Below are 23,284 nucleotides of genomic sequence, written 5' to 3' on the forward strand. Positions count from 1 at the left end.
CCATTGTTGTACTTCACGGATGTGTTCCAATGAATAGATTTGAAATGAAAGTCAGTATGGTCACGAAGCAATCTTTTCTCATCTTGAGACGGCTTTCAAAATACTTACAAAAGCTACGCCGGAAGAAGTGCATTTCCAGTCCAAGCGCCTCTGGAGCCCATCGCAGCGTAGGAATAAATGGCGGGGAATTTCAGCTTCATTTATGAGATACTACTTCGAAACTGTCTACGTTTGAAGCGCTCCCGCCATTTATTCCGCAGCGGACAGTCTTCACCCCCAGCGGGGCGGAGGCCGAAGCGTAGACTGGAAATGCACTTCTTCCCCACTACAGCCACTTTTATAACCCAATAAAAAATCCGATCTCCCAAAATGCCATGGAAGATCGGAACAATCTTGCAATCCTTCGATTATTATTTCTGCCAAACCATCTTGCCCGAGAAAACCACCGCTTCCTTCGGAGATAATCTAGCCACAGCCTCGGCGGAGCATTTGGCACGGACGAAAACCGCATTTGCCTCGTCTCCGACTTTCGGCCAAACCTGATTCCCGGCTTGGTCCAGTGGGGTCACGCCACCTGTAACGAATCCCAGTGCTCGCGATAGAGATCGCTCATCGATCCAACGGAACCGTTCAGCCAGACGGTTTGCTTTTTGCAGCATATCTCCGGTTCCAAATGGGTCCCAGTGATCGGTAATGTTGTCATTGCCCAATCCAACATGGACGCCCTTGGAATGAAGCAATGGAATCGGGATGGTCGGCATATCAATGGGAACCGCTGACATGACAGCGATTTGCTGCTCGGCAAAAAGCTCTGCGACCTCTTCTACGACAGCAGTCGGTACCTCTCCCAGCCCGTAAGCATGGCTGACAGTGACTCGGCCTTGCCACCCCGCATCCTTCGTCATAGCAGCCAGTTTTTTCATAATATAAACACCCAAATGTCCAGGCTCGTGCAAGTGCAGGTCAACATCCGCATTCGCTTCCACCGCTATGTCCATCATCGCATCAAGAGATTTCTCGATTTCATCGTCAAACGTGGCAGGATCGACACCACCGACGAGGCCAGCTCCATGCTTCATCGCCTCACGAACGAGGGAAACAGAATCACTGCGCAGCAAGCCATGTTGGGGAAACGCGACAATTTCCCAGGAAAGTTTTTCACGATAAGTTGCCAATGCCTCCAATGTGGCTTCCAGGTTTTTCAGCCCAATGACCGGGTCAATGTTGCAATGGGTCCGCACATGAGTAGCACCGTGTGATTGCACTAACTCCAGCAGCTTTTCTGCACGCTCTCGAGCGACGGGAAGTTGGCGGGGCAGCAGTTCCTGCTCTTGTTCGATTCGAAAAAAACGATTCGGAGCAGGAAGAACAGCTTGCCACGGACCTCCATAAAATGTTTTGTCCAAATGAATGTGCATTTCCCGGAAAGAAGGAAGCATCAGTAGGCCTTGTGCATCCCACACAGATACCCCCTTAGGTATATCCGGCGAAGCAGGTACGATTTTCTCCACGCGGCCGTCCATGAGCAAGACGTGAAAACGCTTTGTCTTTGTTCCCGTCACGATGCCATTCGCCTCTGTATAACCACATTCCAGACTCGCATTTTTGATCCACAAACTTTCTTTCATACTCCGTCTCCATCCTTTTCTCTCTAACATGTTTGCGTTATTCAATCGTAATGCCGTTGATCATCATGTACCCAGAAGGGCTGATCCAGAAGCCTTTGATGTTTTTGCTGATTGCAGCGACATGCTCAAGATTGCGGATTGGGACGATTGGTGCTTCTTGCTTTTCAATCTCCAGCGCCTTTGCATAGATTTGCTTGCGTTTTTCCGTATCCTGCTCGCGGCGCCCCTCTTCGATCAGCTTGTCCACTTCTTTATTCACGTAGAACGTTGTGTTTCCGCCTTTACCCAAAGAGCTGGAGTGGAACAGATTGTACTGGTTGTAGTCAGCGTCGCCAGTGGCATTGCCCCAGCCGCTGATGAACAGCTCTGTTTCACCGTTGTCTTCTGCATCTAGATAGGCTCCATACTCAAGCACTTTTACCTCTACTTCAATGCCGATCCCCTTTAACTGGGACTGGATCACTTCCGCAGCATTAATCCGTTCCTTGCGATCGCCTGTCCACAAGGTTGTCTTGAAGCCGTCCGGATAGCCTGCTTCTTTCAACAGGGCCTTCGCCTTGTTCGGATCAAATTCGTATCCTTTCAACGCCTCATTATATCCAAGAACCTTCGGACTCATTGCGGAGTTCGCTTTCGTTCCGACATCGTTGTATACACCTTTGATGATCGCATCGGTCTCAATCGCATAGTTGATCGCCTGGCGAACACGGATGTCGTCAAACGGTTTTTTCTTGGTATTGAACCCGATAAAATCTGTCCCTAAGCCCTCTGTCCGGTACAAGCCCATATGAGGGGAATTACTGACGCGGTCAATTTCTGTCACCGGCAATGGTTCAGCGATATGCGCCTCTCCCGTCTCTACCATAGCTACGCGTGTCGTGTCCTCTGGTACGACTTTGAAGACAGCCTTCTTGAATTTCACCTTTTCTCCCCAGTAATTGTCATTTTTCACGAGTACGATCTCTTGGCCAGGTGTCCACGACTCGAATACGAACGGCCCTGTACCGACGGGATATTTGCTCAGGTCCTTGCCGTATTGCTCAATTGCTTTTGGACTAATGATGCTGCCTTCGTGATTGGCGAGGATCGACAGCAATGGGGAATACGGGTAGGCTAGCTTGAAATGCACGGTGTAATCATCCACTACCTTGACTTCCGAAAGCATCTTGAACTGAGACGCACGTGGAGAGGCGACCTTTTCATCGAGGACGCGTGCGAATGTTGCTTTCACCGCTTCGGCGTTAAACGGCGTACCATCGTGGAAGTTGACTCCCTGACGCAGCTTGAACTCCCAGGTGACATCGTCCAACTGCTTCCATTCCGTGGCTAGCATCGGTTTGAACGCCATGTTATCATCTCGCTGGACGAGACCTTCGTACACTTTGTGATGGACCACACTCGCTGCATTGATCGCTGAAATAAAGTGCGGGTCGAGATTGTTTGCATCAGACTGCCGGGCAATCACCAGCGTCTGATCTGTTGCCGGGGCTTCCTTCGCAGTCGGAGTCCCTGACGCACCTTGCTCTGTACCCGATGAACAGCCTGTAAGCACGAAGGCAACGCTCAGGATACCTGCCAGCATTGAACCTAGCATTTTCTGTTTTTTCATAGACTCGCCCCCATTGTATTCTTCTTTGTAGAATCAATCAGCATAGCTCGTTCCCAATGGGCGAAGCTATGCTGATCATGAAGCACTTTTTTACTGAAAATTACGGCAATGTTACATCGTCGATCTCGATGTGTCCTGCTGGGCTGATCCAAACTCCTTCTACACCTTTTTGAATCGCTGCGAGGTTTTCTGAGAAGCGGTACGGTACCATTGCCGCTTCGTCCATTTCGATCTGCTGTGCTTTTTCGTAGATTTGTTTCCGTTTTTCTTCGTCTTTCTCTTTGCGGCCCTCTTCGATCAGCTTGTCCACTTCCGGATTGCTGTAGAAAGCGTGGTTGCCGGCTGCCCCTTGCGACTTCGTGTGGAACAGATTGTATTGGTTGTAGTCTGCATCGCCTGTCGCGTTGCCCCAACCGCTGAGGAACAATTCTGTTTCGCCTTTGTTGGCTGCTTCAATATAAGCACCGAACTCCAGCACTTTCACTTCCAGATCGATATTGATTTGTTTCAGCTGTTGCTGCAGCACCTCTGCCAAGCTAATCCTTGCCTTGTTATCATTTAAGTAAATAGTTGCTTTGAAGCCGTTCACGTATCCAGCTTCCGCCAACAGCTTTTTGGATTTTTCCAGATCGTAGGGCAAGTCTTTTACATTCGGACTGTAGCCAACCATGGACGGGGTAATGGAAGAATGAGCAACCGTCCCCACATCGTTGTAGACCCCTTGAATGATGGTTTTCTTATCGATCGCATGTGCAATCGCCTGACGAACGCGCACATCATCGAATGGCTTCTTCGAGTTGTTAATCCCGATATGATCGCTAGCGAAAGCAGGGTAACGGCCAAGTGTCATACTCGAAGAATTTTTCACCCGCTCAACTTCTGTCACTGGCAATTGCTCAGCTATATGAGCTTCTCCTGTCTCGACCATCGCGAGTCTGGTCGTATCCTCTGGAACGGTCTTGAAGACGACTTTGTCCAGATTCGGTTTGTCGCTCCAATAGCTATCGTTTTTCACCAGGACGACTTCTTGACCAGGAGTCCATGATTCGAATTTGTAAGGGCCTGTTCCGCTTGGATGCTTGGTCAAGTCTTTCCCATACTGTTCAATCGCTTTTGGTGACAAAATTCCACCCTCTGCACTGGCGAGTACGGACAGGAGCGGTGCGTATGGATAGTGGAGGATGAATTGTACCGTTGTATCATCCACAACCTTTACTTCTTTGATGGCTTCAAATAAATTGGCGCGATTTGAGCCTACTGCCGGGTCTTGGACACGAGCAATCGTCTTTTTTACAGCTTCCGCATTGAATGGCGTGCCATCGTGGAACGTCACACCGGAGCGAAGCTTGAATTCCCATGTCACATCATCGAGCTGCTTCCATTCAGAAGCGAGTGAGCCTACATATTTGCTTTCTTTGTCCATCCGAACGAGACCCTCGTATACCTTGTGATGAATGATGGCAGCGGAATTGATTTGTGTTAAAAAATGTGGGTCAAGGTTGTTCGCATCAGACAAGCGGGCGATGACGAGTGTCCCGCCTTCTTTGCCAGCTGGTGATGAAGCATTGGTTTGCCCTGAAGAATTGGTACTCCCTCCTGCTTCAGGTGCTTGCGAGCAGCCTGCCAACGCTGTAGAAACCGCAACGGTCATGGCAAGCAGCGTCTGGAAAAAGCGCGTCTTTTTCATGTAGTGATCCCCCTGTTTTGTGAAAAACGTCTCAACGTTTTTCATAAATGTTGATGTGACCGCTTGCGGTCAAAAAAACGGTCGTGACCGTTTTTTGCGCCAGATGCACTTGAATATTTTGACCATTCGCGCACATTTCATTTTACCCACTATTCTGTCATTGTTTTTTCACTCTCTTTACTTGTATTTTCACTTTCTTTACTCTTTTTTTCACTTTTTCTACTTTTGTGCGAATCATGCAATAAAAATAGACTTGGAGTATATGTTGCTGTAGTGATGTGGAGGAAACAGGAGAAAACGCTCAGCTTCTTGTCCCACCCGCTGGGGGATTCACTTCTTTCTCCTGTTTTCTCTACGAGCCTTTAGTGTTACCCGATCTTTTAATGACTTAAATGCTTGAAAAATGTAAGAAGTTACGTCAGAGAAGAATATTTCCAGACGTAGCGACTTGTGGAGTCCATCCCTTCGGAGCGGACAGTGCAGGCTTCAGTAGGACGGAGCCTGGAGCCTAGACTGGAAATATTCTTCTCCCCACCGCAGTTACAATACTGGCTGCGCCAAGATTTTTGGTGAAGCCTTCGTACTCAAAGGGCAAAAGTCTTCCATGTCGATATGATTTTTTATTAATTCTTATCTACTAAAAAAAGACCCTCTCCATTTGTTGGAGAAGGTCTCATACTCCTGCTATTGAATCGTCACTTGGCTCACGTCAATGTACCCGGATGGACTGATGTACACACCCTGTACATTTTTTGCAATGGCTGCGAGGTTTTCACTGCTGCGGAATGGCAACAACGGCACCTCCTCCATCTCGATTTGCTGCGCTTCTGCGTAGATTTCCTTGCGCTTCTCTGGATCTTTCTCCTTACGCCCCGCTTCAATCAACGCATCGACTTTCGGATTATTATAGAAGGAATGGTTGCCTGGCACACCTGCTGACGTGCTGTGGAAGAGGTTGTACTGGTTGTAATCTGCATCCCCGGTCGCATTACCCCAGCCACTAATGAACATTTGCGCTTCACCTTTTGCCGCCAATTCCAGATACGCGCCGAACTCCATCACTTGAATCTGCAAGTCGATGCCGATTCCCTTCAGCTGGGATTGCAGCACTTCTGCCACATTGATTCGTGCTTTGTTGTCATTGAGATAGATGGTTGCCTTGAATCCGTTGGCGTAGCCTGCTTCGGTGAGCAATTGCTTCGCTTTGTTCAGGTCATATTCCGGCGTTTTGATATTCGGGCTGTAGCCGATGACTTTTGGTCCTAATGACGAGATGGCTACTTTTCCGACATTGTTATATACCCCTTTAATAATCGCTTCCTTATCGATCGCATGGGCGATGGCCTGACGGACGCGAACATCGTCAAAAGGCTTCTGCTTGACGTTCATCCCGATGTGGTCAACCGCGAATGATTCGAACCGACCTAAAGACATGCTCTGTGAATTCTGTACCCTTTCCAGTTCAGTGACGGGAAGCTGTTCAGCGACATGAGCTTCCCCCGTTTCCACCATGGCTACACGCGTCGCATCCTCGGGAATGGTTTTGAAAACGACTTTTTCCAGCTTCGGTTGGTTGCCCCAATACTTCTCGTTTTTCACCATGACGATTTCTTGTCCAGGCGTCCATGATTCAAAGATGAACGGCCCCGTCCCTACTGGTTTTTTGGACAACTCTTTGCCAAATTGGTCTATCGCCTTTGGGCTGATGATGCCACCCTCGGCACTCGCCAGTACGGACAGCAGCCCTGCGAACGGATAATGTAAAATAATATCTACCTTTTGTGGGTCAATGACCTTCACTTCTTTAATCATGCCAAACATGTTTGCCTTGGGAGTTGGGTTGTCTTTGTCCAAAATGCGGTCGATCGTCTTCTTCACGGCTTCTGCATTAAAAGGCTCCCCATCGTGGAAGGTAACGCCTTCACGCAGTGTAAACTCCCAGGTGACATCGTCTTTTTGTTTCCATTCCTTTGCCAAAAGAGGTTTGTACTCACTATTCCGATCCATCATGACCAGACCTTCATAGAGCTTGTGCTGCGTCACTGCCATGGAATTAATCTGGGTACTGAAATGCGGGTCCAGATTATTCGCATCGGACAAGCGCGCAATAATCAAGGTACCGCCTCCACCCGCTGCGGCCGATGAAGACGCGGGGCTAGTCGAAGCTTGATTGGAGTTGGACGCGGAATTCGTCCCACTGGATGTCTGACTGCCACCACAGCCTGCCAAGACTGTGGAAACCAAGACAGACAGGGCGAGAATAGATCCTAGCATGTGCTTCTTCTTCACTGTGAATGCCCCCTTATTCTGGATGATAGAATGAAAAGAATATGACATGACTAAATATTACTAATTTTCTTACTTTTAATCTTTTCATTATCTTTACCTTTCTTTTCATTTTCTTTACTATGTCGTTTTTGAATGTTCAAAATAACTCTATTGAAGGTGCCTACATAGTGGAGAAGAAGAAAAAGCACAGTTCTCTTCGTCTCTGACACGCCCGCAAGGGGGATTGACTGTCCGTCTCCACTTAAAAAAGGGGACCGTCGAGCCAAAGCCACCCTACGGGCGGAAGTTTCTCAAGGGAGAAGTGTTCGACAAGCGTGGTCCCCTTTTTTAAGTTCCGACTGGGCAGGCGTTGTCAAGGTCTGCGAGCCCTGTGCTTTTTCTTCTCACCAGCTTTGCTGGTTCATCGGCCTTTTAAAACGTAAAGAAGATAAAAAGCCATCCCTCAAAAAGGGGATGGCCGTGCGAAGATGTCGAAATATGCTCATTTATACGAGTACAAGTGACGGGCGTCGAAAGACCATTACAGTTCAACATCTTTGTCCCGTCTTTCCAGATCCCTCACCGTCGAACTTTTCTCGACATCCTGTTCATTCTTGTAAGTTCCCAACATGACGTCAAAAACAGGGCTGGTAACACCGTACCAATAATGTTCATTTTTGAAGTGATGCCATAGATGAAGCTTTTTCATCCAGCGCCCCCATGGAGATATGGGTTGAACTGGACGATGGGCGATATAATGCTTCCATTCATAAAATAGCAGAAATCCTATCACGCCTGTAACAAAGGCATTGGTCACAATCACGTCGGAAGTAAGCAGATAGCAAATGCCTCCGGTTCCTGCAATGAGCGGCAAGCTGTACCACACGGGCAAGAACAACAGGTGCAAGTTGTTCGGATCGGCGTGATGATCGTAATGTAAGCGTTTTAACAAATGGAGAAAAAATGGATTTCGAGGCGGTTTGAGGTGAAAGAGAAATCGATGAATCAAGTATTCGCTTGCCGCATATCCAATCATCCCCGCCACGAGTGCCAACCAGGTTTCCAACACGTACCATTTAGAAATAGTGAAAGACAAGCCAATCAGGAATAGAATGCTCATGATGAGGATATCCGGAAACGTAAAAAATTCCTTCAGAAACTTTGCCTTCAACAGAACGCCCTCCTCTTGTGTTCCTTCACTTGTCTTGTTCCTACACGGTTCGGTTTCTCCACAGCTCCAAACTTTTTTCCATTGCCTTTCTGGCTACACGCTCTGCTTCGATGAAATCTCCCTGCAAAGCGACGTTCAACAGTTCATGGTAATAGTGCCAAGATGCCTCGCGGTGTTCCGGGATGGAAAAATACCTTCGCGCCATTTTTAGGTAAAAGGAATCAAAACTGTTTACAATCAGTAAATAGATAGGATTTGGGGAAAGCTTCGTCAGATTTTTCTGCAGCTCCCAATCAAACACTGCATAAGAATCAGCATCAGGTTTCAGTTGATCGAGATTGGCAAGCAATGCGACTACCTTCGGCTGTTGAGCAGCAACTGCGTTACGAATGTAAGCAGGCGCCAGCGATATCCGCAATTCCAGCAAGTACGAAATAAACTCATCCGTAACATCGTCGTGGTTTTGAATGATATGGACAAGAGTCATTATATTGCCTTGATGCCAATAATCATTGACAATTGCCGGATGCCCTTTCCGCACAGTGATCCAGCCATCTCTTTCCAAGCGTTGCAGTGCTTCTCTAACGGTTGGCCGACCTACCCCGTAGTACTCTGCCAGCTCCCGTTCCGGCCGCAGCGTACTTCCTGCAGGATACTCTCGGGTCAAAATTGCCTTGATTAATTTCATCTCAATTTGATCCGACGACCGTTCTTTCTTTCCCCCTTTTTTCTCCAATGTCATGATCGCCTCCCTGCGCTGCTGGTCCTACAACAATTTTTTGTGGTATTACCACAAAAGGTAATATTTTACACAACTCCTGTCAAGAGGTGAAATACTGCAACGTAATGCTTTCGTGCGTGAAGGGATTGGACTTTCCTACATGATCACAAAAGGCATAGCCCTCTTTCGAAAGAGAAGGCTATGCCTCTTGTGTTACTGGCGTGATTATTCTGTTACTTCTACCGACCAGCCAAACTTGTCTTCACGCTCACCGTACTGGATTCCTGTCATCTCGTCATACAGTTTCGTTGTCAATTCCCCTGTTTTTTCACCGTTAATGATCATCTGATGCCCGTTCCAGTTCAGATCACCGACTGGGGAAATAACCGCCGCTGTTCCGGTACCGAATGCTTCTTCCAGCTCACCGTTGACGTAAGCGGTATGCAGATCTTCCATGGAAATCCGCTTCTCTACGACTGGAATTCCCCAGTGTTTGAGCAATTGGATCGTCGAATCTCTCGTGATACCCTCCAGGATGCTGCCGTTCAATGATGGGGTCCACACTTCCCCTTTTACCTTAAAAAACACGTTCATACTGCCTACTTCTTCAATATATTTGTTCTCTACGCCGTCGAGCCACAGCACTTGCTCATAGCCTTTTTCCTTCGCTTCCACTTGTGCTTTCAGACCGCCTGCGTAGTTACCTGCCACTTTTGCGTTTCCTGTTCCGCCTCTTACCGCACGAACGTAGTTGTTTTCTACGTAGATTTTCACGGGCTTCATGCCACCCGCATAGTACGCTCCAACTGGAGAGAGCACGATCACCAATTTGTACGTATGCGAAGCGCGCACACCAAAGCATGGCTCCGTTGCGATTACGAAGGGACGAATGTAGAGAGACTGTCCGTTTTCTGTTGGAATCCATTCTTTATCTACCGCTACCAGCTGCTTCAATGCCTCGACCATGAATTCCTCGTCGATCAACGGCATACTCATGCGCTCCAGTGAACGGTTCATACGCTTGAAATTTTGATCAGGACGGAACAAGCTAACCTTGCCCTCTTGATTGCGATAAGCTTTCAAGCCTTCAAAAACTGCTTGCCCGTAGTGGAACACCATTGCTGCCGGGTCTAATATCAGCGGAGAGTAAGGGACGATTTGTGGATCATGCCATCCTTTACCTTCTGTATAATCCATGGTGAACATATGATCGGTAAAATGAACACCGAACCCCAGCTTGTCAGAAGCTGGTTTCTCTTTTTTCTGTTCTGTCCGGGTAATTGTTAACTGACACTCCATCTTCTACATCTCCCTTAGTATTAAATCCACTATTTCTTGAAAACTTCCTATATATACAAAATAGCAACAATTTTGCATGATTTCCAGCTTAAGTTTCTCGTAGGGGCGCAAATACCTATCATTTAGCGAAAACTTCGTTAAATTTTCGCGATGTATGATTTTTTGATCATGCAGGATGAAAGCGATCGTCGTGCCGAAAAGGTATAGTAGACGAAAATGAGGAGGGACAATGATGACGACAAGCCTTCGTCTGCACGGAAAAATTGCCATAGTAACAGGTGCCAGCCGCCTTCAAGGGATTGGCGCTGCTATCTGTAAAGTGCTTGCCTCACACGGGGCCGATATTTTCCATACGTATTGGACCGCCTATGACCACTCCATGGCACATGGGATTCAAAAGGATGAACCCGCAATTTTGCAGGAGGAGATCAGACGCTACGGAGTCAGGTGTGCGGGAATCGAGATCGACCTGTCACAACCGGATGCCTACAAGGAGGTGCTCGACGCAGCTGCAGCACAATTGGGCATACCAAGCATCCTCGTCAACAATGCTTGCTACTCGACAAATGACGGCTACGAGGCATTGGATATAGCTAGTTTGGACGCCCATTATGCCATCAATGTGCGGGCAACCACCATGCTCAGCGTGGAATTTGCTCGTCGCTTCTCTCAACAACGCGGAGGCCGAATCATCAACATGACTTCTGGTCAATCCAAAGGCCCGATGGTCGGTGAGATCGCGTATGCGGCAACAAAAGGAGCCGTGGATGCCCTGACAGCCACACTGGCTGCTGAAGTAGCTACGCGAGGGATTACGGTCAACGCTGTAAATCCAGGTCCTACCGATTCAGGGTGGATGAACGACGAAATCAAGCAATACCTTTTGCAGCAATTTCCATTCGGACGGATCGGACAGCCTGAGGATGCAGCGCGTCTGGTCGCATTTCTGGCGAGTGACGAAGCGGAGTGGATTACGGGACAGATTATGCATTCCGAAGGCGGGTTCATCCGGTAAGTGAAAAAGCACAATCCGCCGTTTCTAGCAGATTGTGCTTCTTCTTTTTTGTTCAGGCTATGGTTTGCTCACGATTGGGAAAGAAGGCTTAAACAGCTCTTTTTCGCCCAACTGCTGATAGTCGCGCTCGACGTAGCCCAGACGCATTTTGTCAAAGTAACGCTGTCCCTTCGCTTTGATCTCTTCCAGATCAACTCCTGGCATGAGGCGGTCTTTCATAACGGTGCGTCCAGCAATGATGGAGAGCTTCACATCACGGCCTGAGCCACACGTGATAATCGTACGGATTGGATCATCAACCGCCCCCATGTGGAAACCGTCCAGATCGATGGCAATGATATCTGCTTTTGCCCCCGGCGCCAATCGTCCCAGATCATCTCTGCCAAGGAAACGTGCGCCGCCCAATGTTGCTGCGCGGTAAATATCAGCATAACTGGAATCCGTGACATCGCCTTCCACCAAACGGGATAGCATGCTGGCTGTGCGAATGTTTTGGATGAAGTCAGGCGGAAACGTATCGGTTCCAATTGCGATGTTGACGCCACGACGCTTGTAACGGGCAAACGATTCGAGTGCCTCGCCGTGGCGGCCGACTACGAGCGGGCAGTGAATCACGGTCGTGCCTGTCTCTTGGAGGATCGCCAAATCGTCTCCCTCTCCGAAATTTGCTTTACTAAAGCCTGGAATGAAATGGGCGTGCGGAATTGCCGTTTTCTTTCCGAGGAAGCCGATCTCATTCAGGAACTGAATCGGTGATTTGTTGTGGCGACGATGAATTTCCGTATATTCATAAAGACCTTGTGCAGCATGCAGACGGATCGGACATCCGAGCTCCTCGCTGTAGCGCTTTGTGTTGATCAAGTTCTCTACAGACTGTGTCTCGATTCGCTCTGGCGCGAGCATTCCACGAATAAGTCCGTTGTGCGCCCCATCGAAATCTTTGACAAATTGTACAGCCCGCTCCAGACCTGCTTGTCCTTCCGCTTCGTTCCACAGTACTTCGATCTCTCCATTTGCCTTCACGACGCGCATGCCGGATTGATAGCTCGGCCCCATGTACATACGCAATCCCAAGCGTCCTGCGTGATCGGCTGCGGCTGCCAGCTCCTCATACGTTTCCGCCCAGCGCTTATAGAAGACGGATGTAATCGGCATCGCTGTCGTTACCCCGTTCAGAATCAGTTGACTGTAGGCGTAAAGGGATTTGAACGCTTCTTCCTCCGGGGTCATTACCTCATGGTAGCCTTTGCGGTAGTAATCTTCTGACCAGAGCATATTTTTGTTTCTCGCAGAAGCTTGCTCCAGATGTACGATGTCGTGATCAATGTCTCCCAACGCATTCAGGTCAATGAAGCCCGGGCTGACTACTGCATTGCCAGTATCGATCACTTCATCTACCTCGCCATCAAAATGATGCCCCACATACACAATGGTGTCGTTCTCGTAAACGACTTCTCCATCCTTGATAATCACATGATCTTCGCCGTCAAAACCGATGACATATTTTGCGGTTATTTTCTTTTTCATGATGATCCTCCCTACTCGTTCTCGTTCCGGCCTCTCCACTTCAGTGTATTCTTCGTCATTATAGGAAATATTCTGTAAAATTTGTTTCAAAACCTTTACGTGTATTTGCACAATCTTTACTCCTTTTCGAAAACAAGCAAGATTCCACACAATACGTAAAGATCATGCAAAAAGTAGTAAAAAAGATGAACAACCTTGTTCGAAATATTCACTACAATTAACATAGACAGCTAGATTGGACTCTCATCCACTACTTGCAAGATAGAGAAAGGGCTGATTTCTAGTGAGGCAAGCTTTTTGGTTAACCAACGTTCGTCTCGATAAAGGATTTGAAACAGGAGACGACGGTGTCTTTCACACAATCTCAGAAATCTGTCATTTGAAGATCGAAGACGGCAAAATCGCAGACATCGTCTCGGCGACAGAACCACTCGACACCACTTTACCGCAAGAAGATGCAAAAGGTTTATTGGCCCTCCCCTCTTTTGTTGAAAAGCATAATCATCTGGATAAAACGTATGCGGGCGCAACCTGGAAATCTTGCCTCCCTCCGAAAAAACTGATCGATCGCTTGGAGTTCGAAGCAAAAGAAATGCCGCTGATGACCGGGACGACCAAAGAGCGCGCACAAGCGATGCTCCAGCTCCATATCAAAGGCGGCGCCACACATGTGCGCACACACGTCAACATCGATCCATACATCGGGCTGAAAAACCTGGAGGGTGTGCGTGCAGCACTGGAAGAATACAGTGATCGTCTGACGTATGAAATCGTCGCTTTCCCGCAACAGGGGCTCCTGCGCACACAAGCAAGCTCCTTGATGAGACAAGCCATGAAGGAAGGCGCCACACTGGTTGGGGGCTTGGACCCGGCTGGGATTGATAATGAATTGGAAGGCTCCTTGCGTGAAATGATGGACATTGCGGTGGAAGCAGATGCGGATGTCGATATTCACCTGCATGATCCGGGGACACTCGGCTTTTATACGATCAAAAGACTGCTCGATCTTACCGAGGAAGCTGGTTGGCAGAACCGTATGGCGATCAGTCATGCCTTTGCGCTCGGAGATGTGTCGATGGAGGAAAGCTCGGACATGGCAGATCGATTGTCCCAGATGGGAACGATGATCATGACGACCGTTCCGATTAATCGGGCGATGCCACCTGTTCCGATGCTTCATGCAAAAGGCGTACATGTCGCGCTTGGTTACGATGGATTCTACGATTCGTGGTCGCCATATGGAACAGGCGATATGCTGGATAAGCTAAACCGTCTGGTCGAGCGCTACCGTTGGGTGGATGAGAAATCATTGGTGCAATCGTTGTACTTCATCACCGGTGGAAAAACAACGCTCGATAAAGATGGCAACCGTGCATGGCCAAAGGTTGGCGACGAGGCGAGCATCGTGTTTGCCGAAAGCTCCTGCTCTGCGGAAGCGATTGCGAGAAAATCTCGTCGGGCTGCTGTTATGTTTAAAGGGAAGATTGTGCATGGTGCTTTGGAGAGAATGGAAGAAACAAAATAGTCAGTTAGACACGAAGGCTTCGCTGATTTTTCAGGGAAGCCTTTTTTCTTTAGGTTTAAATCGAGCCTTCGGTGGTGGGGAGAAAAAAGAAGAAAACGCTCAAGTTCTTGGGCTACCTCCTAAGGGGTCATCCCTGCCCAGCTCCATGGAAAAAAAGAAACCCGCGTCCAAAGTCGCGCCTCAGCGAAGTATTTCAGTGGTGGACGCTAAAGGCAGGTTTCTTTTTTTCCATTGCACTTCGGCTGGTATCCCAAAGACTTTCGCTTATTTCTTCTTTTTTCTCTTACCAGCTTGGGTGTTTGTTCGCGACTAAAAGCTTGAGCTATCAAACCGCCATTTTATAACCAAGCCTTTTTTAAGAGCTTCACTCCACGTTGGATTTCATCACTTGATAAATTACTGAAACCAAGTTTAATGATTGGTTCATCGGTTTTGTTTTTAATGAAGTAGAGTGAAGTAGGATACACTTTCACTCCCTGAAGGGAAGCTTGTTGAATGAGCCATTCTTCTGAACATTCCAGGTGTACTTTAACTAATACGTACAAACCAGACTGCTCGCCAATGATAGAAATATGTTGTTTGAAATGATTCCTTAATTCACAAACGAAGTGCTGCATTTTTCGTTTATAAACCAGACGCATGCGTTTAATATGGCGATTCCATTCCCCTTCCTCCATAAATTTCGCCATGGCAAATTGGCTAAGGAGTGAAGTGGTGCTCTCGAAATGGGCGAATTGACTTTTATAACAGCTGATAAGTGGCTGTGGCAACACCATATAACTTAAACGAATTCCTGGAAGAAAGCACTTCGAGAAATTTCCGAGATAAATAACCCTTGTTGAATCGATGGAAGCAAGTGCAGGAAATGGTTGTTGGGTATAGCGATATTCACTATCATAATCGTCTTCGATAATATATCCTTGCCTATTTTTTGCCCAATGGATGAGTGCATGCCTTTGTTGAATGGGCATGCTTACCCCATATGGACTGTGATGGGACGGCGCCACATAAATCAATCGTGATTTCATATGTTCCAAGTGGGAAAAATCAGCACCTGTTTCATAAACGGGTAATGTTTCCAGTGTAAAACGATTTAATTGAAAAGCTTTCCTAGCGCCATCATAACCAGGGTCTTCCACAATCACGCTAGGAAAATCATGCTTCAAGACAAGACCGAGATACACAAGCATTTGTTGGGTACTGCTTCCGATAATGATGGCATCTGGTTCTGTTCTCACCCCACGAGACTGAAGTAAATATGCTGCGATTTGCTCACGCAGGCTCGATTCACCAAAAGGCTCCCCGTACCGGAAGCTATCCTTAGCCGTTAATACTTGATTCGAAATCCTCCTCCACGTTTTTAAAGGGAAATGCGATTGATCGACGACGTCTGCGCGGAAATCAATACGAACAGGTGGTACCGGCTCTGTTTGCTTGTAAGCAGAAGAGCTGCGAGCCTCTTGAAATAAAACGGGCTCTAACTCATTTACAAAATAACCTTTTCGGCCTTCTCCACGAATATACCCTTCAGCAACAAGTTGCTCATACGCCATTAATGTAGTATTGCGGCTTACCTGTAAGGAATCTGCAAGTTGGCGAATGGAGGGCAATGGCTCGTCCGCCTTTATGTCGCCTTGCTCAATAAATGATTTAAATTTCTCATAGATTTGTTTGTATTTAGGAGAATGATCTTTGAATGTAAAAATGGTATTTTTCATTTCCACCCCTCCTGACATGTATATTTATTTGATATTGTATCTTTTTTTATGTCAGTTTGTATCATACGCTTGGTTCAAGTTCAAGTTGAAAGGGTGGTTACTGTGTACATTCCTAAGCAATATCGTATGGATCATGATGAGGCAGTACAAATGATGAAGTCGAACCCGTTTGCCCTATTGATTACGGTTGATGAACACCGCCCGTTGGCTACGCATATTCCTTTGGAAATTCGTGAAGCGGAAGGGAAAATCTATGCGACTGGGCATATTGCATACGGAAACATGCAGAAGAAAACGTTGGATAACAATCGGGATGTTTTGCTTATTTTTCAAGGACCGCACGCTTACATTTCGTCAAGCTGGTATGAGAGTGAACAGGTTCCCACATGGGACTATCTCGCTGTACATGCGTATGGGACAGCACGAATCCTTACGAAGGATGAACTGAAATCGGCTTTGGATTCGATGCTTACACACTATGAATCTCACCGAAAAAATGGTCGGCTCTGGGAGACATTTGATCCTGAATTGCTTGAGAGAGAAATGAAGGGAATCGTTGGTTTTGAGATTGAAATCACCTCGATTCAAGGTGCAGCCAAAATGAGCCAAAATCGCAACAACACCGATTATAAATCGATTGTGGCAAAACTTGAAAAATCAAATGATCAAGAGGAAATTCAGGTTGCTCAGTGGATGCGTGAGCAACGGAAAGAGTTATTTAAATGATCAGCCTATAGATACAACAAGGAGTTGCTTCTTATGGAGTTTTCAACTATTTGGCTATTTGTCATTGCCGCTTCTACATTGTTAATCATACCTGGACCAGCTGTGTTCTACATTATGGCAAGAAGCATCGATCAAGGGAAGAAAGCAGGTCTGGTATCTGTTCTAGGTGTGTCTCTTGGCGGCTCTGTTCACGTGATAGCTGGAGCAATTGGCGTTTCTGCGATCCTTATGACATCGGCAACAGCGTTTCATATCGTGAAATACTTGGGTGCTGCTTATCTTATCTATCTGGGGTGTAAGACTTTATTTTCTAAAGCTGATAATACGGCTTCCGAAATTCCAAAAGCCCCTCGCAAAAAATTACGAAAGATTTTTTACGAGTCAGCGCTTGTAGAGGTAATGAATCCCAAGACAGCACTCTTCTTTTTAGCCTTCTTTCCGCAATTCATATCGCCTACTGCTGGGTCAGTCACCGTTCAATTTTTGCTTTTAGGAACGTTATTTATTATCCTAGCTTTTGTTAGCGATGGTCTGTATGCCGTTCTCGCAGCAAGTATGAGAAAGCGGATTGTGAGTAGTACGGCGAGTTCAAAGGTAGTGAATCGGATAACTGGTTATTTATATATTGCCCTAGGGATTTTCTCCGCCTTTGCGAGCCCCTCCAAAACATAAGTATGCATGATGAAATTGACAATAAGCTAAATGAAACGGAGAGATAGGTTATGCCTAAATTTATCATTGAAGATGATTTTTGGTCGTTATTTCCGCATGCAAAAATAGGCATCGTGATTTGCCAGGGAATTGATAATTCAATTAGGGACGTTGAAAAATACGAGAAGCTGCTGCAGGAGGCTGAGAAAGAAGCGCATACATTTATCAGTCTGGAGGAATTCAGTAGTAATCCTGTCATTTCCGTTTGGCGAGAAGCTTTTCAGAAATTCAAGACAAAGAAAGGCGCAAGATGTTCCATTGAAGCTTTATTAAAAAGAGTAAAAAATGGCAATCCGATCGGAACAATAAATCCGCTTGTTGACATCTATAATTCCATTTCATTGCGATATGGGCTTCCGTGTGGTGGAGAAGATATCGACACTTTTGTAGGCAATATTCGCCTGACGCAGGCAAATGGCAACGAACCGTTTATCCCATTGGGACAGGATGAAAATGCTTCGCCCTATGAAGGGGAGATTGTTTATAAAGATGATGACGGTGCAATATGCAGATGCTGGAATTGGCGTGAAGCGCAGAGGACAATGCTAACAGAAAATACGAAAAATGCATTCCTCTGTATCGAATTAATCGATGAAACAAGAAGCGATGAATTCCATATGGCGCTTAAAGAATTGTCTGATTCCGTGCCACATCATCTTGGGGGTATGGTGAAGATGGAAGTGTTAGATATCAATCATAAGGAAATGACAATCTTTGATTAAGGTCCTGTGAGTTGATATGGAAAATCGGCAGCCAAACACTGGCTGCCGTTCTTTGTGTTTATGAAACTTCTTTCCATTTCTTCTAGTAACGAATGCGATTATTGTTCCAACACCTTTTCAAGCTCGCCGCACCAATTACTCCAGCCATACTTAGCTCCACCCAGTGCTTGCGCATTTGAGATTCCGGTTTGTTCGAGATGCAGGTTAACTTTTCCGTTCCCTAAATCCTGCAGCGTCCAAGTAACCGTGTGGTTCTCTCCTCCACTGGACCAAGTATAGGACAACCGGTGTGGTTCGTCCACGATAAGCACTTCTCCGTCAACAATTCCGTCCCAATATTCGGTCGGCTGAGTGCGAAACTGAAAACGCTGTCCTACGACGGGCTTAAAATCATTTTCCATCGCCTGACCATTATGGATGTTGACCACCCACTTGGCAAGCTTGCTTGAATCTGTTAAGGCGGACCAAAGCTTCTCAATCGATGTCTTGTACTCAAAATCCAAGGATAATGTTAAACTCATTCTTCTTCCTCCTCTAATAGTTGGTTCAAGCGCAACATATTCGTACTCCAGAACTTACTGTAGAAAGTCACCCAATCCTGAATTTCTCTGAGTGGAGATGCGTTTAGCCTAAATCGCGTTTCTCTGCCGACTTTTCGGTCAAGTACCAGTCCGGCCTCTTTAAGGATTGTCAAATGCTTGGATACCGCTGTTCGGCCCATTTGAAACTGTGCCGTTAATTCATGAAGCGGCATCTCCTCTGTCTCTGCTAACAGGCGAATCAATTGGCGCCTAGTTGGGTCTGCAATTGCATCAAACACATCCCGTAACTGGTTGTTCTCGCTCACAACACTCCCTCCAAAATGTTATTTTCTGTGGTAGAAATCTATTGGTGGTACGAAGAGGACAGTCGTTATTTTCACCACCTCCCTAAAGTTTGCGGCTATTCGGACGAAGCGCCCACGACGCGATATTTAGTGCAGCATATGAAAGCGGAAGAATAATAGCAAACCCGTAATCACCATAATCGTCAGCAAACGCATGAGAGAAAGCCGCACCAGTCATTAAAAAGAAGATACCAGCGTGAGCCCATTCTTTAAGCCGAGGGAAACCTGGGACGACGAGGGCGATGGCTCCAAGCACTTTCCAAATTCCGAGAATGGTCAAGACGTATAATGGATAACCAAGATTCGTCACTAACTCGAGGTTTCCCCCATATTGCATCAGTTGCCCGATACCACTTAACATAACCGCTGATGCGAGTAGTAATGTGACTGACCAATAAGCAATCATCTTTCCTCGGGGCTTGGTCTCTGCTTTCACGTTTGTTTCCGCCCCAATCATCTTACTCATTTTGTTTCCCCCTCATAATGGTTTCAAGTGAAACTTATTCAGGTTCCAATCTTTAAAAATGACCAACATCTAATTGGACACTATTTGGTGTCGTTTTGATAATACGACACTATTTGGTTTCCTGTCAACAACATCTCTTCGCACCACATGAAAACCAAAGTCAGTCTATTCATCCCCTGACTACATGCCAAAAAGCCTCGGCGCGTGAATGCCGAAGCTTTACCATTGTGACTCGGTTTTCTTGGGTACTTTAGAACATTCCATTCTCATTGGGGGAATCATCCGGTATGGGCTGACCTACATCCCAGAATTCGACGATTTGGTCGTTCTGAAAACGGAAGATATGGACCACAGCTCCCCCAAGGTCCTCTTGGTTTTGCTTCACATGAGAATGAACCGCAACGATATCCCCCTCTTCGATGGCACGTTTCACTTCGAGAATCTTATTGGGATTCTTTGCGGCGTTCTCTTCCATTGCGAGCATAAGAGAGTGAGCATCGCCGCGGAAAAAGGGATTATGGTGGCGAAAATTTGGTCCTGTGTATTTTTGGTATGCTTCTCGCACATTACCCGACGCTACCAATTGCAAAAACGACACCGCATTCTCTTTGAGTGAAGTTTTCATAGCAGGTCATCCTTTCTTTAATAAGATATCCGTTCGTACAACACGTCTATCTATGCCCAACTTTTTGCATGTTTTAACGTTATCGCAATAAACTCCGTCATCGCTTGCGAAATCCACTTGTTTTTGTGATAAACAACTTGCACGAAAATAGCAGGAAAGCTACTGTCACAGGGAATGATCTTTACTTTTTCTTGATCGATCTCATCTTTTACAGTCATCAACGGTAAACAAGTGATACCTAGACCACTCCTCACACATCGTTTGATTGCCTCGATGCTCCACAATTCCATCATTTGAGAAAAGGCAAGCCCTCGCTCTTCCAGGTATTTTCCGAACAAGGCACGATAAATACAGTCTTTCCCGTTAGAAATGAAGATTTCCGATATTCACTAAGTATTGGTTCTAGGCGATAGACCGTTAAAGACTCAGGAGTGGCTATTTTTAACTCTCCTCGTACCTCCTTCTCGTCACTCGCTATGCTTTCAATCCTGCCATACGTATTTAATATTTCTTCTGTATAGCCAATCAACCTTTTTCCAACATCGGTAAGCGTTACTTTTCGACCCATTCGATCAAACAAGGGCGCTCCTATATGTTCTATTTGCCAAATACGATAAAGGAATCAATGCGGTAATGTGTTTGTTACTCATCTATTCTGTCTTTACCATTTTCTAGAGGAAACCGCTCATCTTGCCTGCTGCGTTGAGGTATAATAGTGCAAAGCAAAGGGGGCGGGAAACTGTGGAGTGGTTAATAGGACTAGCCTGCAGCGCCGGGATTGCGGGGGCGGCTTATGTAAAACGGTCGCTGTCTGGTTCCGGCTTTTTGGCGGCGGTGATACTGGGTACCATGATGTACGCACTCGGAAGCCCTATCTGGTTCGGCTCCCTCATCGCTTTTTTTGTCTCGTCCACCTTATTATCCAAGTGGAAAAAGCATAAAAAGGAAGAGGCCGAGAGCGGCTATGAGAAAACGGGGAGACGCGATGCTGGCCAGGTGCTCGCAAACGGCGGACTCGGGCTGCTGTTATGTGTAGCAAATTGGGCGTGGCCCCATCCGCTTTGGTGGTACGCGTTCCTCGGCGTGATGGCAGCGGTCACGGCTGATACGTGGGCGACAGAGATCGGCGGCTTGAGCCGAAAGCCTCCGAGATCGATCAAGACGGGTCAGATTGTTCCGCCCGGCACTTCCGGCGGTGTTTCTAGCCTGGGCATGGGTGCTTCGCTGGCCGGTGGTCTATTTATCGGCGGTGTAGCGTGGTTGTTGCTTGCGATACCTGGTCAACCCGCGCCGGATGCGGTCTCGCCTGCATTTAGACTGGCAGCCTGGATCGGAATAGCCGGACTGGCGGGTATGATAGGGTCACTGGTTGATTCATGGATCGGTGCGACATGGCAGCAAATGTACCGTTGCGGCGTTTGCGGTCGTGAAATCGAGCAGTCTCGTCACTGCGGCAAGCCAGCCGTGCGAATCCGCGGTCGCGCTGGTTGGAACAACGATGCCGTCAATATAGTTGGCTCGCTTGCAGGTGGTGCTTTCGCCGCCTTATTGGCGCTGGCAATCGGCTTATCGTTTGACCTATAAAGAAACGGAAAGACTTCGTATCACGAAAACGATACTGAGTTTTTCCGTTTCTTTATTTTGGGGCACAAGTCTAGGCTGTTTTCGTCACTTTCTTCGCGTTCTGTCCCATTTTTGAGACGCACGCCCAAAGTATGAAGCCTACTACGAGAAAGCCAACATTCATGCTGATGACGCCTCCCCATCCGTATGCGGACCAAAACAATCCTCCGAGTGTTCCTCCTACACTTGAGCCCGTATAGTAGAAAAATAAATACAAGGAAGAGGCCTGTGCTTTGTTCTGTAAAGCAAGCTGTCCTACCCAGCTGCTTGCAACGGCATGCGCTCCAAAAAATCCAAAAGTAAAAAATCCAAGTCCTACTATCTTCATAATGAGATTCGCTTCCCACGTCAAGCAGACGCCGATTAATGCAAGGAATAAGCTAATGAATAACAGCCTTTGCTTACCGTGACGATCTACTAATTTTCCTGTCCAGACAGAGCTGAACATTCCGATGATCATAATTAAAAATGTCCAACTTATCAATGTTTGGCTGAGTGAATAGGGCTTTTCGAGTAATACATAAGCGATGTAATTGAACAACGCTACATTACTTCCCAAAAGTAAAAAGCCGATGACAAATAAACAAATGAGACTTGGAGCCTTTAGATGGGCCATTAAAGACAGACCTAGCTTTCTCAATACGAATGGACGTGCTTTAAAGTTTTGTGATGGTGGTAAGGTGTTCCAAAAAATCACTGTGGCAACCAAACTGATGAGACCAATCCCCCCTATTGCGATCTGCCAGCCGAAGTAGTCACTCATCATTCCTGAGAAAACCCTGCCAAACACAGCACCAATTGAGTTGCCGCATATATAGAGACCCATAGCTGCTCCAAGGCTTTTCGATTCGATTTCTTCTCCAAGATAGGCCATTGCGATGGAGGGTAGACCGGCCAAGGAAATTCCTTCAATCGTTCGCAATACCAGGAGAACATGAAAATTCGAACTGAATGCTGTGAGAATACAAAACACAGACGAAGCAAGCATGGAAAAGATCATGATCGGCTTGCGTCCCCATACTTCAGACAGCGACCCAAAAACGAGCATACTGACGGCAAGAACCATGGTTGTAATGGAGAGGGAAAGACTTGCTGTCGTTGGATTAACCGCAAACTCTTTTGAAAATTCCGGCATCAAAGGCTGTACGCAGTAAAGAATAGCAAACGTATTGAAGCCAGCAGCAAAAAAAGCAAAGCTGGTTTTACGGAAGAGTGGCGTGCCTTGTTGTATCATGCGATCACCATATCATTTCAGGATGATTATGGTTTCATGGTATCACCATTTATCTATGATGTATAATTCATTATAATCATGTTTTTCATGCATTTATGTAATGAAAAATCCGAACGGAAAGTG

At 46.8% G+C, this 23,284-nt stretch carries 23 protein-coding genes; 7 read left to right on the top strand and 16 right to left on the bottom strand.

Annotation, left to right across the window (positions count from 1 at the left end):
- Positions 1 to 410: 410 nt before the first annotated feature.
- From EL268_RS21780 to EL268_RS21820, 7 genes are all read right to left on the bottom strand, one after another.
- Positions 411 to 1,628 carry an amidohydrolase family protein gene (locus EL268_RS21780; RefSeq protein ID WP_106657500.1) on the bottom strand — a complete coding sequence of 406 codons (1,218 nt, stop codon included), beginning with the start codon at positions 1,626 to 1,628 and terminating at the stop codon, positions 411 to 413.
- A gap of 37 nt (positions 1,629 to 1,665) precedes the next feature.
- Positions 1,666 to 3,237 carry a glutathione ABC transporter substrate-binding protein gene (locus tag EL268_RS21785; protein WP_106657499.1) on the bottom strand — a complete coding sequence of 524 codons (1,572 nt, stop codon included), beginning with the start codon at positions 3,235 to 3,237 and terminating at the stop codon, positions 1,666 to 1,668.
- Between the two features lie 100 nt (positions 3,238 to 3,337).
- The gene (locus EL268_RS21790; protein WP_106657498.1) at positions 3,338 to 4,924 is read right to left on the bottom strand and encodes a glutathione ABC transporter substrate-binding protein; all 1,587 of its coding nucleotides are present in this window, start codon (positions 4,922 to 4,924) and stop codon (positions 3,338 to 3,340) included.
- 684 nt (positions 4,925 to 5,608) lie between these two features.
- Complete coding sequence (locus EL268_RS21800; protein WP_106654396.1) at positions 5,609 to 7,213, bottom strand: glutathione ABC transporter substrate-binding protein; 1,605 nt, start codon at positions 7,211 to 7,213, stop codon at positions 5,609 to 5,611.
- Positions 7,214 to 7,733: 520 nt separating this feature from the next.
- Positions 7,734 to 8,363 (bottom strand): sterol desaturase family protein, encoded by a 630-nt coding sequence (locus EL268_RS21810; protein ID WP_106654395.1) that lies wholly within the window; start codon positions 8,361 to 8,363, stop codon positions 7,734 to 7,736.
- Between the two features lie 40 nt (positions 8,364 to 8,403).
- Positions 8,404 to 9,105: a GntR family transcriptional regulator gene (locus EL268_RS21815; RefSeq protein WP_106654394.1), complete on the bottom strand. Its 702-nt coding sequence runs from the start codon at positions 9,103 to 9,105 to the stop codon at positions 8,404 to 8,406.
- A gap of 204 nt (positions 9,106 to 9,309) precedes the next feature.
- Positions 9,310 to 10,383, bottom strand: a complete 1,074-nt coding sequence (locus EL268_RS21820; RefSeq protein WP_106654393.1) for a branched-chain amino acid aminotransferase — start codon at positions 10,381 to 10,383, stop codon at positions 9,310 to 9,312.
- A gap of 232 nt (positions 10,384 to 10,615) precedes the next feature.
- Here EL268_RS21820 and EL268_RS21825 point away from each other — a divergent pair, with 232 nt between their 5' ends.
- A complete protein-coding gene (locus EL268_RS21825) occupies positions 10,616 to 11,398 on the top strand; it encodes an SDR family oxidoreductase (RefSeq protein ID WP_106654392.1) in 783 nt (260 codons plus the stop codon).
- 57 nt (positions 11,399 to 11,455) lie between these two features.
- On the opposite strand, the gene EL268_RS21830 is transcribed toward EL268_RS21825, so the two are convergent.
- Positions 11,456 to 12,925, bottom strand: a complete 1,470-nt coding sequence (locus EL268_RS21830; protein ID WP_106654399.1) for an amidohydrolase family protein — start codon at positions 12,923 to 12,925, stop codon at positions 11,456 to 11,458.
- A gap of 283 nt (positions 12,926 to 13,208) precedes the next feature.
- Here EL268_RS21830 and EL268_RS21835 point away from each other — a divergent pair, with 283 nt between their 5' ends.
- Positions 13,209 to 14,450, top strand: coding sequence for an amidohydrolase family protein (locus tag EL268_RS21835; RefSeq protein ID WP_106654391.1), 1,242 nt, complete (start codon positions 13,209 to 13,211; stop codon positions 14,448 to 14,450).
- The gene (locus tag EL268_RS21840; RefSeq protein WP_106654390.1) at positions 14,416 to 14,763 is read left to right on the top strand and encodes a hypothetical protein; all 348 of its coding nucleotides are present in this window, start codon (positions 14,416 to 14,418) and stop codon (positions 14,761 to 14,763) included. Before EL268_RS21835 ends, EL268_RS21840 begins: the two co-directional genes overlap by 35 nt.
- Before the next feature lie 25 nt (positions 14,764 to 14,788).
- Here the strand turns inward: EL268_RS21840 and pdxR are convergent, their stop codons facing one another.
- Positions 14,789 to 16,168, bottom strand: coding sequence for a MocR-like pyridoxine biosynthesis transcription factor PdxR (gene pdxR / locus EL268_RS21845; RefSeq protein WP_106654389.1), 1,380 nt, complete (start codon positions 16,166 to 16,168; stop codon positions 14,789 to 14,791).
- Positions 16,169 to 16,270: 102 nt separating this feature from the next.
- On the opposite strand from pdxR, the gene EL268_RS21850 reads away from it, so the two are divergent.
- From EL268_RS21850 to EL268_RS21860, 3 genes are read left to right on the top strand one after another with little or no spacing between them, the layout of a single operon-like run.
- The gene (locus tag EL268_RS21850; RefSeq protein ID WP_106654388.1) at positions 16,271 to 16,894 is read left to right on the top strand and encodes an FMN-binding negative transcriptional regulator; all 624 of its coding nucleotides are present in this window, start codon (positions 16,271 to 16,273) and stop codon (positions 16,892 to 16,894) included.
- Positions 16,895 to 16,927: 33 nt separating this feature from the next.
- The gene (locus EL268_RS21855) at positions 16,928 to 17,566 is read left to right on the top strand and encodes a LysE family translocator (protein ID WP_106654387.1); all 639 of its coding nucleotides are present in this window, start codon (positions 16,928 to 16,930) and stop codon (positions 17,564 to 17,566) included.
- 50 nt (positions 17,567 to 17,616) lie between these two features.
- Positions 17,617 to 18,327, top strand: coding sequence for a B3/B4 domain-containing protein (locus EL268_RS21860; protein ID WP_106654386.1), 711 nt, complete (start codon positions 17,617 to 17,619; stop codon positions 18,325 to 18,327).
- 98 nt (positions 18,328 to 18,425) lie between these two features.
- Here EL268_RS21860 and EL268_RS21865 read toward each other — a convergent pair whose 3' ends face one another.
- From EL268_RS21865 to EL268_RS21890, 6 genes are all read right to left on the bottom strand, one after another.
- Positions 18,426 to 18,848, bottom strand: a complete 423-nt coding sequence (locus EL268_RS21865) for an SRPBCC family protein (protein ID WP_106654385.1) — start codon at positions 18,846 to 18,848, stop codon at positions 18,426 to 18,428.
- Positions 18,845 to 19,174, bottom strand: coding sequence for an ArsR/SmtB family transcription factor (locus EL268_RS21870; protein WP_106654384.1), 330 nt, complete (start codon positions 19,172 to 19,174; stop codon positions 18,845 to 18,847). Before EL268_RS21870 ends, EL268_RS21865 begins: the two co-directional genes overlap by 4 nt.
- An 82-nt stretch (positions 19,175 to 19,256) precedes the next feature.
- A complete protein-coding gene (locus EL268_RS21875) occupies positions 19,257 to 19,679 on the bottom strand; it encodes a DoxX family protein (RefSeq protein ID WP_106654383.1) in 423 nt (140 codons plus the stop codon).
- 250 nt (positions 19,680 to 19,929) lie between these two features.
- Positions 19,930 to 20,304, bottom strand: coding sequence for a nuclear transport factor 2 family protein (locus EL268_RS21880; RefSeq protein ID WP_106654382.1), 375 nt, complete (start codon positions 20,302 to 20,304; stop codon positions 19,930 to 19,932).
- Between the two features lie 50 nt (positions 20,305 to 20,354).
- Positions 20,355 to 20,642, bottom strand: a complete 288-nt coding sequence (locus EL268_RS33990) for a LysR substrate-binding domain-containing protein (RefSeq protein ID WP_164724505.1) — start codon at positions 20,640 to 20,642, stop codon at positions 20,355 to 20,357.
- A complete protein-coding gene (locus EL268_RS21890) occupies positions 20,594 to 20,884 on the bottom strand; it encodes a LysR family transcriptional regulator (protein WP_126435462.1) in 291 nt (96 codons plus the stop codon). Before EL268_RS21890 ends, EL268_RS33990 begins: the two co-directional genes overlap by 49 nt.
- A 161-nt stretch (positions 20,885 to 21,045) precedes the next feature.
- Between EL268_RS21890 and EL268_RS21895 the strand changes: the two genes are divergently transcribed.
- Positions 21,046 to 21,888, top strand: coding sequence for a DUF92 domain-containing protein (locus EL268_RS21895; RefSeq protein ID WP_106654380.1), 843 nt, complete (start codon positions 21,046 to 21,048; stop codon positions 21,886 to 21,888).
- Positions 21,889 to 21,958: 70 nt separating this feature from the next.
- Here the strand turns inward: EL268_RS21895 and EL268_RS21900 are convergent, their stop codons facing one another.
- A complete protein-coding gene (locus EL268_RS21900) occupies positions 21,959 to 23,161 on the bottom strand; it encodes an MFS transporter (RefSeq protein WP_106654379.1) in 1,203 nt (400 codons plus the stop codon).
- Between the last annotated feature and the right edge of the window lie 123 nt (positions 23,162 to 23,284).

It is taken from the genome of Brevibacillus brevis (genome assembly GCF_900637055.1).
Classification (GTDB): Bacteria; Bacillota; Bacilli; order Brevibacillales; family Brevibacillaceae; genus Brevibacillus; species Brevibacillus brevis.